General features: G+C 53.8%; 1 protein-coding gene. It reads right to left on the bottom strand.

Annotated features, from left to right (window positions below; genetic code table 11):
• Positions 1-359, bottom strand: a 359-nt coding sequence (locus AC2A06_RS18950) for an Ig-like domain-containing protein (protein ID WP_484381310.1), incomplete at both ends; no start/stop codon positions are given.

Below are 359 nucleotides of genomic sequence, written 5' to 3'. Positions count from 1 at the left end.
TCAGGAACTCTGGCCCAATTGGCGATGCGGTGTAATCGGTGGTCAACTTAAAGACGTCGGATGGGGCACTGATGTTACCCGCCTTATCTGTCGCCGTGGTGGTGATCTTGTGTTCACCTTCCACCAATGGGGTGGTTGGGGTAAACGACCAGACACCATCGTCGTCGGCAGCAACCGACCCCAACAGTTTTCCATCATCATAGACATTGATGATGCTATTTGGCTCTGTCGTTCCCTTGAAGGTCGGGGTGGCATCGTCGGTCACACTGCCGCTGGTCAATGGACCACGGATATCACCTACGTCATCAATAGCATTACCAATCACCGGCTGATCTGGCGCGGTGGTATCTACCTTCAGC

It is taken from the genome of Serratia sp. HNCC26DJ244 (genome assembly GCF_057180565.1).
Note: the sequence above shows the minus strand (reverse complement) of the source record. Positions and strands in the feature narration are given on the sequence as shown.